Origin of the sequence: Luteolibacter rhizosphaerae (genome assembly GCF_025950095.1) — a bacterium.
Taxonomy (GTDB): domain Bacteria; phylum Verrucomicrobiota; class Verrucomicrobiia; order Verrucomicrobiales; family Akkermansiaceae; genus Haloferula; species Haloferula rhizosphaerae.
Window position 1 is genome coordinate 80,685 of sequence record NZ_JAPDDR010000018.1, and the last position, 9,580, is coordinate 90,264.

Genomic DNA, 9,580 nt, shown 5'->3' on the forward strand with positions numbered 1-9,580 from the left:
CGGGCGGACTACTTTCAGCCGCCTGGAGACCGGGCGGACTACTTTATGAATCCAGGACTTTTGAGGCATCCGATCCGGATCGAGCGGCCGGTGACGACGGTGGACGAGCTCGGGCAGCCGGTGCCGGGTTGGGAGCGCGTGGGCGTGTGCTTCGCGCGGCGGATGAAGGAGCGGGCCGGGGCGGAGACGGTGATCAGTGATCGACCGGTGGAGCAACGGCGGGCGGTGTTCCGGGTGCGGAGTCAGCCGTTCTTGCGGTGGTATCGCGAGGGGGACCGGCTGGTGGAGTTGGGGCGGGGAGGGATGCCGGAGGTGGTTTGGGGGATTGAAGGGTGGGCGGAGGTGGAGGGGAGCGGGGGGATGTATTTAGATGTAGAATCCTCTAACTTTTAGGGGTCTTGAGAGTTTGATGAATCTTCGCGATCTGAGCTTTCGCTTCTTCCATCTTCTTCTTTTGACGCGCTAGTTCGAGCTTTTGGTCAAGAATGAGTTCGATCCCGGCTCGAATCACTGGGTAATAGGTGGTGCAAGTATCCTCATCAAGCGCATGCACTCCTTTGCTCAGGATTCCGTAGAGACCGCGTTGCTCTACTAGGAACGGTGGCAGCTCATTGGAGAGCATCCTGATTTTGTCATCCATCCTCGAACTTGAATAGGCTTCTTCATCCCAGTGATCGGCGGTCGTTGCCCGTTTGTGTGCTTCCTCAACCAACCGTTCGAAAATTCTTCGAAGGTAAATGAATGAGCCTATCCCTACGCCATGAGATGCAAGTCCAATTGAGCGGCTAAGCTCAGTAAAATCTTCCTTATCAAGGACGGGCCGATATCGACGAATGTGTCCCTCATCGATGTCAGCCATCGATGGTGTTTGGCCGATTTTCAGGAGTCGAAAGTTCTCAATCCTGAAGATGAAAATGAACTCGTGCCTTTTGTCCCTGGTGCATTGGAACATCTTTACGAAGCTCTGGTTTTTAGAGATGTGGAAATTATGCCACCCGCCTTCGTAAGTCTGGCTCTTGCCGTTCAAGACAGTTTTCTCAGCGCACCAAGGGCAGAAAACGTCGAGGACCTGGCCCTCCTGAAGGAAATTGAACAGATCCATTTCATGATTTGAGTCTGATCCCCTAGACAGTTGAAAAGGAGCATACAGGGGCCTCTCTAGGCAGAGCTCGAACGGCGTAGGAAAGGGGGGTGGAGATGGGGCTTTTTCGTTTCCATGAGAGAACTGCTTCTAATCACAACTTCCAGACTGAGCCATCAGAAAGTTAGCACACTGAACGAGGCGAATGAACCCTGAGGCCGGTTCCTGCAAAGGCGATCTTCCGGCACTTTTTGGGGCATGGATCGAAACGACATCCTGCGCTCTATTGAGAATCACCGCACGGGCCTCGCACCGCTTTTGACGGCGTATGAGGATCTGACGAAGGCCACGAAGGGGACGGGGGAGGGCGGGAAGGACCGCGCTTTCACGGCCGAGGAGTGGGGGAAACATGAGGCGCTGGGCCTCGACATCAACCGGCTGAACTCGGCGATCGCGACGGATCGCGCGGCGTTGCGGGCGCTGAACCTGTCCGAGGCGACCGACGATCAGACGGCGGCCGTGATGGGCTTGTCGGATCGCTCGAAGTTGCCGACGGCGACGGACGAATACATGGACTCGTTCCTGGCCTTCGCGCAGGGCGGTTTCAGTGCGCAAGGTTGCGATCCGGAGAAGTACCGGAACCTGACGACAGTGGCGCCTTCGACGGGCGGAGTGCTGATCCCGACGGAACTTGAGACGACGATCCTGATGGAGGCGGCGGTGCTGTGTCCGCTGCTGCGGATCTCGAACGTGGAGATGACTTCCACGCTGCACAGCCAGATCCCGTTCATGGGCGAGATCGGGGTGATGGGTCCGCGCAAGGAGGCGGAGGCCTACACGCTGAACGAGCCGGCGCTCTCGGTGAAGAGCCTGGACATCTTCAACTACGGCGGGTTCTTCCCGGTTTCGCAGGAACTGATGGAGGACGCGCCGCAGCTGCAGAGCGCCTTCCGCGAGGTGTGGGCGCGGGCCTATGCGCAGACGATCGAGGAGTATGGCTGGAAGGGAACGGGCGGACAGACGGCGTTCTTCAACCAGGCGGGCTCGGGGATCACGATCACGCTGGCGGGCCGGGTGTGCCCGGGGATTCGGACGCTGAACAGCACGATCATTCCGGTGGTGCCGTTCGCCTCGGCGACGGCGGTGGGTAGCGACGACCTGATCAAGCTCAAGCAGGCGGTGGTACCGGAGGCGCGCTCGGGCGGGACCTATGTGTTCTCCGGCGACCTGGAGACGAAGGCGCTACTTCTCAAGGACACGACGGGCCGGCCGCTGTGGCAGCCGAGCATCATCGCGGGCCAGCCTTCGATGATCAACGGATCACCCTACGAGGTTTCGAGCCGTCTGGATGCGATGGCAGCCTCGGCGAATCCGGCGTTCTTCGGCAACTTCAAGCAGGGTCACAAGATCGCGATCCGGAAGGGTCTGACGGTGAAGACGAGCGGCCACTATCTGTTCGGCAACGGGATGATCGCGGTGGCCGGAGACACGCGCTGGGGAGCGGGGGTGAAGTACAACGGCTACATCGCGAGGGGGAACAACGCGGCGAGCTGATCGGCCAAGTTCCAAGTTAGAAGTTCCAAGTGACAAATTAGAGAAGGCCGGTCGTGGATCGGCCGGCCTTCCGACTTTTGAGAAGCGATGAGTACGAAGAAAGCGAAGAGCAAGGAGCAGGGAGAGAAGAGGCCGGACTTGGGGGGCGGACTGAAGTCCGCGGTCCCGGGTGAGGATCGTTCGCGGTTGATCACGCCGGCGATGGCGGTGAGCGGGATGACGGGTAATGCGGAGGATGCGCCGGTGCTGCCGGATGCGGGGGGCCAAGTTGGCTAGTTTTCAGTGTTCCGTTTTCAGGAGGAATCATGGGAAGACCTGTCATTGACCTGACGCTAGCGAAGGCGCATCTGCGGGTGGAGCACGATCTGGACGACGAGTTGATCGGGCTCTTCGTGGAGGCGGCGATCGACCGGACGCTGCAGGAGATCGGGCTGGCGGGGGTGCTGGAGCGGGAGCACAAGACCGAGACGACGCATGCGGCGTTCGGGTTCCTGTATCCGGTGGAGGAGATCGTGGCGGTGGAGAAGCGCGACGGTTTCGGGGTGTGGCGCGAGTTGCCGGCGGCAGAGTGGGAGCTCGGCGGTTCGGTGGACGAGCGGCAGGTGCTGAGGCTATCCGAGGCGGCGGGGCATCGGTCGGGGAGCGAGTATCGGGTGGAGTGGCGGGCGGGCTTCAAGGTGCTGCCGGCATGGTTCCGGGTGGCCTGCTACTTCCTGCTCGGTCACTACTATGAGAACCGGAGTTCGATCGTGATCGGTGCCGGTCTCGCGGCGGTGGAATTGCCGCAGGGCTTCCACCACCTCTGCGGGCCTCACAAGCGCTGGTTTTTTGCGTAGAGACGGAAGACTGGAAGACGCAAGACAGAAGACTGGAAGGAACAGCCTTGAGAGATGGCGAATCGGATCGAAATCACGGGGTTCAAGAAGCTTCGGGACAGCGTGGCGAAGCTGGACCGCAGGCTGCAGCGCCGTGTCTATGGTGCCGCGGTGCGCGCGGGCGGCAAGGTGCTGGTCGATGCGGCGCAGGCGGCGGTGCCGGTACGCACGGGTGCGGTGAAGCGATCGGTGGTGCACCGGGCGAGCTCGAAGCCGTCGAAGGGACTCTTCGGGGTCAAGGTGACGGTGAAGGGCGGGGCGCGGTCGAGTGACCGCATCGCGCACCGGAGAGGCGGCAAGGGAGCCGATTATCATCCGGACTCCGTCGAGCGCTACTACCGGTTTACCGAACTGGGGACGAAGCACCATCCGGCGCAGCCCTATCTCAAGGCCGCGCTGGAGGGGAAGGCGGGCGAGGTGCTGGCGGTGGTGAAACGGGAGCTGGCGGCGGGACTCGAGAGGGAGGCGAGGGGCTTGTAGGCGAAGATTCAAACTCGAAATTCCAAGATCCAATGAATGAGCTTTTGGTGTGGCTGGTGGCGGCGATCAAGGGGGAGACCTCGTTGGCGGCGCTGGGGGGACTGGTGTTTCCGGATTGCGCGCCGGAGGGCGCGAAGAATCCCTGCCTAGTCTATCAGCTCTTCGGGGACGAGTCGGAGGCGGTGCTGGATGCCGGGGCCTTAAGGTCGGGGACGCTGGCGTATCAGGTCCGGATCTATGGGGACTCGCGGGCGGAGGCGAATGCACTGCGGGAGGCGTTCCGGCAGCGGTTCCAGGGAATGAGCCCGGTGGAGATCGGCGGCGGGTGGCGGATCGAGGGGAGTGCCTGGGGGAATCTGGCGGATGACTATGACGAGCGGCTCAAGGACTATGGGGCGCTCGGGGTGCTGGAGTGCCACTTGGCTAAGTGAGATGATTCACGCGCTTTGTAATGGTCTAACCCACCAAGGATAGTGAAGATCCTCCAGTCGTGAAATCACTGCTCAAACCCCTCCTTTTTCCAAACCAAGATGCCGCCGACATTTGTTTGACCGCATTCGCCGATGATCAGTTTACCAAGCTTCACGAGAGCTTGAAGCCGTTCAATCGATTCTCGGGATGGATGCTTCTTGTCAGTGGAGCTACGGTGGGTCTTGTGGCGAGCAACTTTGATAAGGTAGGCGAGAAACTTCCGCTCTCTCCTGCCTTCCTATCTTGCCTCGCCTTCTCCATGGCCTTTGGCTTTATCGCCAAGTTCCAGTTTGTCATTTCAGACTTCATGGTCTTCAGAATGACCCCGATGGGGACAGGCAGCTTCAAGTGGATCTCGGAGAAAGAGAGTGAGATTCGAGGGATGATTGAAGCGTTAGGTGACGATGAAGAGCTAATCCGGAGCAAACTGACCCAGGAGGCGCTTCACCGAGATTTTAATGAGCGACTTCCATGGTACTTCCGGATTGGAGGCCCGAAATCTGTGGCCTTTGGTTCAACGCAAAGAACCAAATTCTTCCGAGATCTTACGGGGCGGCTGGTGTGGGCAAACCTATTGGTCTTCGCGCAGCTCGGGACGCTTGCCTACGGGATTTACTCGCAGGTGGAAGCGGTGAAGGCCGCGCTTAATTCGTAGGAGAGGATCAAGGACTATGGGGTGCTGGAGCAACATCTGGCCTCGCAGTAGCGTGTGCGGTATCGGCAGGTGCCGGGACGCTTCCGTTGTGGATGAAGACATATTTGTAGCTCTCAGGGTCTATTGGCAAAGCACCATAGCCGAGATCCTGACGCATCAGGCTGAGAAGCCGTCCAAAAGAAACGGATGAGATGGTTTGGAAGCACTGCGTGAACTCGGTAAGAATCTCGGGACTATCGGAGTAGAGCGCCAGCTTCGCCATGCAACCGTTGATCTCTGCTTCCGAGGGTTTCGTGCACTGCGAAGTCCTACTAGGTGGGACATCTGGCCCATCCCATTCAGAAGACTCCATGTACCTGCCTAGTGTGGCAGTTACTTCGAAAAATGCGTCTCGCTTTGAATTAAGGTAATTTTCCCTACGAAGCGTTTCCTCTGCTGTGAGAGGCTTGAGATTCTCCAGTTTGAGGTCGAAGTCGTGTTTGATCTTTGCCAAGGCGTACTTCTGGATAATCCAGATTGCGGCACCAGTAGTAGTTGCAGAGACGAGAGCTTGCTGAAGCCATTCAGGGGTTTCTATCATGCCTGTGTTAGTGCTGAGTAGGGCGAAACTACAGTTAATCGAGAATCGCTCAAGCGTTGTAGATTGAGCGAGGTCGGATCAGCGACTGCTGAACGGGGCGAACCGGTGGACGGATGCGTAGCTGGCAGTTATTTTGGGTGACTAGTCTGTCGGCAGCATGAAAGGCAATTGCTCGAAGCTTCAGCGCTACAACGGCACGAATTGGGACACGGTCTCGGAGAAGGTTTCCATGAGCGGCCCCGGGCTCTCGCGGGAAACGGTGGAGGAGGAGGATGTGATCGACTGCGATGCCAGCGGGGGGAACAAGTTCAAGCAGAAGTCCCCGGGGACGAAGGAAATCGGGGACATCACGGTCGAGATCAAATGGAACCCGACCGTTCCAACGGGCACGAAGCAAGTCGAGCGGGCCACGGCCGCGGGCATCGTGAGTGCTGGCGGCAATGCCCTGGTCACGATCACCAAGGCGGGCATGACCGGCTCGCCGATCGCCCTCAATATTCCGGTCTCTCCCGGCTCCCCGGGAAGCTGGGCCGGTGAGGTCCGCAACTACCTTGCCACCCATGCCGCCGCCGCAAACATCCGCGCGGTGGCCGAGGTGATCGATGGGGCTGGCACCTTCATCGACCTCCGCGCTCTGGATGCCGCGGCCGATGATGCGACCTTTAACATTGCCCTCGCCACGGGCACGGCGACGGGCATTACGGCTGCTCCGAACTCTGCGACGCTGGTTGCGGGTGTGGCGGGCGCGGACAACGACGAGAATCACCATCTGTTCGAAGACGACTTCGACAAGGAGACGGCGACCTTCTGGCGGATCGTGCATCCGAATAACGCCGCTACCGGCGTGCTGGTGCATGCGACGGTGAAGGAAGTGGGTGAGCCGAACTACGAGCCGAACCAGACGGTGAAGCGCTCGATCGTGATCGAGCCGACGGGCCGCCACTACAAGGCTGGCAACGCGATCGCGGCCGAGGTGCTGCCGGTGGGTATCACGGCTCCTCAGGATCACTATGGGCACCACTGACGCGCTGTGCGCGAAGTTCCAAGTTAGAAGTTTCAAGTTCCAAGGAACAGCCGATTTGGAAGACAGGATTTTGCGGCTTCCGGGCTTTGCCGCATGACAGGACGGTCACCCCGCGAGGGGTGGCCGTTTTGGGTGAATGACGAATGTGGAATTCCCGAATGTCGAATGAAGTGGGAGGGGAACGATGCAGGATCGGGGGTCAAGAGATTCGCAGGCCCGCAGCGTGAACAAGTTGAAGTAGCCTCCCCACATCAGTCGCCTCGAGTGAGGGAGTGTCCTTGGAATCTATTCGCTTAAAATATTCTGCGATGATTTCTCTCAACGACAGGACCTTGATTATGACGGTGGAACCTTTCTCTCTGAACCTCTCCTGCAGCACTTCTGACTGCTGAAGAGCCTTTCGGTCACTTTCAGTACCTTTAATCTTAGTCACTGCAATCAGATAGGTAAGATCGCGTTGGCCCGTCTCGGACTCGATCTTGTTCAGGAAAGCGTCCATCCACTTGTCAGAAACGAGTTCCCTAAAATACTTCCAGCTCTCCCTTGGTTTGAACTCAGCGCTACGCTCGTTGTATTCAGCCTCCTTCTCGAGTTCCAGTCTCCAATGATTGACGTCGAAGCCGCTTTGCCAGGACTTGCACGTCACCACGTGAACGCGTTCTGATCCTAGTCCCGACGTCGAAAGGGCAAGTATGTCGATGTCCGAGTGGACCGAGTCTCTTTTCGACATGAAGTCTACATGGGCCTTGCTCGGTCTAAACCGCACATTGTGTTTTACGAAGAAACCCGGACGGGCCACATACCAGTCTTCTACCAACTGCTCGAGGATGTCTTCTTTCATCGTGTAGGCTCAAGGGGACGGGTGAACGCTCCGAACGCGGTTAGAGCGATGGTTTTGGGAGCCGGAGTCTCTAGTTCCATCGATGGGTCATGCAACTGAAACTGAGCATCAAGCAGATCAAGGGTCTTCAGGAGAAACACGGGATTGCAAACCTGCTGCAGCCCTCTGCGGAGGATGCGACCAAGGTGGCCAACGCGGGCTTCCTGGTGGACTTCTATTTCGAGGGATCGCGAAAGCTCGAGAATGCTCCGTCGATCGAGGAGATCGAGGACATGGATGTCGCCGAGCTGATCGGCGCTTACCAAGGCTACTTCAAGCAGGCGGTGGGGGGAAACGGCTGAGCGAGCTCTGGGCGCGGCTGCATGTCGCGACGGGGCTGGGGCTGGAGGAGTTCGAGGCGCTGAGCCTGGACGAGGTGGAGCTGCTGGTGCGCGAGGTGGATGCGCGGGAGCGGCTCGCCTACGTGCCGTGGTGCGACCTGTATGCGCTGCTGTGCAACCTGCTAGGGGGTGGCAAGCGGACTTGGACGCGGGCGGACTTCCTGCCGGATGAAGAGGGGCAAGAAAAAGCCCCGCCGGCCGAAGTCGAAGCGGGGCTGAGGGAGTATGCGGAAGCGGTGGCGAAGAGCCGGGAGAGAATGAGGGGGGAATGACGAATTCCAAATTCCGAATTCCCGAATGTCGAATGAAGTGGGAGGGGAAGGAAAGTGCCGAGTGATCAGTGAGCAGTGGAAGAAGTTTGTAAGTAGGCAGTGTTCAGTTTTCAGGTGTTCAGTAGAGGATCTTTTGTCTTGGTTCGTCGCTCGCTTTCACTCCCTTGCCGACAAGATCCTTCTGCAGCGTGGGCCATGAGGACGGCCACTCGTTCCATTTCCAGTAACCTTTGGGAACGATCCGCGGGAGGTTTTGATCCCGGGCTTCCTTGTTGCGCATCCAAGGGCCTTTGCCGCCGATCTTGACGCCTGCCCAGATGAGAGCCCGATCAAACTTGGAGACGCGGTAATCTTCCATGGCGTTGTAGAAGATATCGTCCGCTTTTTCTTTCGGATATTGATTCCAGTAGAGCCAATCGTGAATGATGGCTGGGTACTCGTAGGATTTGTTGTTCTTCTCGAAATAAGGCCGGACCACCCCGGGAATGCTGGCACGGTCACAGACGAAGCCTGCAGGGACGATGATGACCTTATCGGATCCTCTGATTTTGTAGGAAAGGTCCTCGATGAGCATGCTGTCGTTGTGATCTTCAAACGCGATGGTCGGCGAGATCCTGGACAAGGGAACGGACTTCGTCGTTGTGCAGCTCGTGAGTAAGGCTACGAGAAGAAACGAGGGGAGGTATCTCATGGTGGGAGGCCGACCTGATAGATATCATAGGGGGCCACGGCAAGAGATAAACGGGTGGGGTTCTCGAATCGGGCTCAGGGAGGGGGGCGACGGAGTCTGCGCGACAGGGACAGGAATGTCCCTGCTCCTTATTTGACGCGGACGCCGCAGCGGCGGAAGCGGATGATGCCGTTGCCGTTGCACTTGAAGCCGACGTTGGGCCAGACGGCGGTGGCACCGCTGCCGGTGACGGTGGCAGGAGTGCGGAGCATGACGATGCCATCGGAAGGGACGATGTCCGCCCACGGGCTGGGGCCGCTGGTAGACATGTCGTAGGCGATGCCGCTTCCGCCGGAGACTTGCTTGGTGAGCGTGACCTGGAAGGCGCCGCTCATGACTTGCACCTCGAGGACTAGCTCCATGTTCTTGCCCACCGGGGAGCCGCCGAGGTTCGCGGTGCCGCCGTTGTTGAAGGACATGTCGCCGGAGAGGCCGGAGGTGGTGACATTGAGTTCCCACCAATCGTAGGCCCCGGCCTCGACAATCGTCTTGGAATTGAGAGTCGCGCCGGTGGGCATGAAGGGCGCACCCCAGCCGGTGGGCTGGCCGCTGCTGCCCGCGAAGGCGACGTTCGCATTCTCCCAGGCAACATTGGCCAAGGGGTCGTAGGAGTAGGCGAAGTAGGCCGCCATGGTCG

16 protein-coding genes are annotated in these 9,580 nt (G+C 59.0%); 11 read left to right on the forward strand and 5 right to left on the reverse strand.

The annotated features are described in order from the left end of the window. The first annotated feature begins 45 nt into the window (after positions 1-45). Positions 46-393, forward strand: coding sequence for a head-tail adaptor protein (locus OJ996_RS24560; protein WP_264516386.1), 348 nt, complete (start codon positions 46-48; stop codon positions 391-393). On the opposite strand, the gene OJ996_RS24565 is transcribed toward OJ996_RS24560, so the two are convergent. Then, positions 383-859, reverse strand: a complete 477-nt coding sequence (locus OJ996_RS24565; RefSeq protein ID WP_264516387.1) for a hypothetical protein — start codon at positions 857-859, stop codon at positions 383-385. The two genes, OJ996_RS24560 and OJ996_RS24565, sit on opposite strands and share 11 nt — an antisense overlap. Here OJ996_RS24565 and OJ996_RS24570 point away from each other — a divergent pair. The 7 genes from OJ996_RS24570 to OJ996_RS24600 all read left to right on the forward strand — a co-directional run bounded on the left by OJ996_RS24570 (position 836) and on the right by OJ996_RS24600 (position 5,116). Then, positions 836-1,114, forward strand: a complete 279-nt coding sequence (locus tag OJ996_RS24570) for a hypothetical protein (protein WP_264516388.1) — start codon at positions 836-838, stop codon at positions 1,112-1,114. The genes OJ996_RS24565 and OJ996_RS24570 overlap by 24 nt on opposite strands. A 225-nt stretch (positions 1,115-1,339) precedes the next feature. Further along, on the forward strand, positions 1,340-2,635 hold the full coding sequence (locus OJ996_RS24575) for a phage major capsid protein (RefSeq protein ID WP_264516389.1): 1,296 nt from the start codon (positions 1,340-1,342) through the stop codon (positions 2,633-2,635). A gap of 87 nt (positions 2,636-2,722) precedes the next feature. Then, positions 2,723-2,911, forward strand: a complete 189-nt coding sequence (locus tag OJ996_RS24580; protein WP_264516390.1) for a hypothetical protein — start codon at positions 2,723-2,725, stop codon at positions 2,909-2,911. 29 nt (positions 2,912-2,940) lie between these two features. Then, positions 2,941-3,471 (forward strand): head-tail connector protein, encoded by a 531-nt coding sequence (locus tag OJ996_RS24585; protein ID WP_264516391.1) that lies wholly within the window; start codon positions 2,941-2,943, stop codon positions 3,469-3,471. A gap of 54 nt (positions 3,472-3,525) precedes the next feature. Continuing rightward, entirely contained in the window at positions 3,526-3,990 is a 465-nt protein-coding gene (locus OJ996_RS24590) for an HK97-gp10 family putative phage morphogenesis protein (protein ID WP_264516392.1), read from the forward strand. Positions 3,991-4,022: 32 nt separating this feature from the next. After that, complete coding sequence (gene gp17, locus OJ996_RS24595) at positions 4,023-4,421, forward strand: tail completion protein gp17 (RefSeq protein ID WP_264516393.1); 399 nt, start codon at positions 4,023-4,025, stop codon at positions 4,419-4,421. A 59-nt stretch (positions 4,422-4,480) separates the two neighbouring features. Further along, complete coding sequence (locus OJ996_RS24600) at positions 4,481-5,116, forward strand: hypothetical protein (protein ID WP_264516394.1); 636 nt, start codon at positions 4,481-4,483, stop codon at positions 5,114-5,116. Positions 5,117-5,123: 7 nt separating this feature from the next. Here OJ996_RS24600 and OJ996_RS24605 read toward each other — a convergent pair whose 3' ends face one another. Further along, positions 5,124-5,696, reverse strand: coding sequence for a hypothetical protein (locus OJ996_RS24605; protein ID WP_264516395.1), 573 nt, complete (start codon positions 5,694-5,696; stop codon positions 5,124-5,126). Between the two features lie 157 nt (positions 5,697-5,853). Here OJ996_RS24605 and OJ996_RS24610 point away from each other — a divergent pair, with 157 nt between their 5' ends. After that, positions 5,854-6,720, forward strand: coding sequence for a hypothetical protein (locus OJ996_RS24610; protein ID WP_264516396.1), 867 nt, complete (start codon positions 5,854-5,856; stop codon positions 6,718-6,720). A 199-nt stretch (positions 6,721-6,919) separates the two neighbouring features. On the opposite strand, the gene OJ996_RS24615 is transcribed toward OJ996_RS24610, so the two are convergent. Next, positions 6,920-7,561: a hypothetical protein gene (locus tag OJ996_RS24615; RefSeq protein WP_264516397.1), complete on the reverse strand. Its 642-nt coding sequence runs from the start codon at positions 7,559-7,561 to the stop codon at positions 6,920-6,922. An 89-nt stretch (positions 7,562-7,650) separates the two neighbouring features. On the opposite strand from OJ996_RS24615, the gene OJ996_RS24620 reads away from it, so the two are divergent. Together OJ996_RS24620 and OJ996_RS24625 are read left to right on the forward strand one after the other, a co-directional pair. Then, positions 7,651-7,902, forward strand: a complete 252-nt coding sequence (locus OJ996_RS24620) for a hypothetical protein (RefSeq protein WP_264516398.1) — start codon at positions 7,651-7,653, stop codon at positions 7,900-7,902. A gap of 74 nt (positions 7,903-7,976) precedes the next feature. Next, on the forward strand, positions 7,977-8,213 hold the full coding sequence (locus OJ996_RS24625; protein ID WP_264516399.1) for a hypothetical protein: 237 nt from the start codon (positions 7,977-7,979) through the stop codon (positions 8,211-8,213). Between the two features lie 118 nt (positions 8,214-8,331). Here OJ996_RS24625 and OJ996_RS24630 read toward each other — a convergent pair whose 3' ends face one another. Next, positions 8,332-8,904 carry a DUF1353 domain-containing protein gene (locus OJ996_RS24630; RefSeq protein WP_264516400.1) on the reverse strand — a complete coding sequence of 191 codons (573 nt, stop codon included), beginning with the start codon at positions 8,902-8,904 and terminating at the stop codon, positions 8,332-8,334. Between the two features lie 128 nt (positions 8,905-9,032). Next, a partial coding sequence (locus tag OJ996_RS24635) for a hypothetical protein (RefSeq protein WP_264516401.1) occupies positions 9,033-9,580 on the reverse strand: 548 nt, incomplete at its 5' end.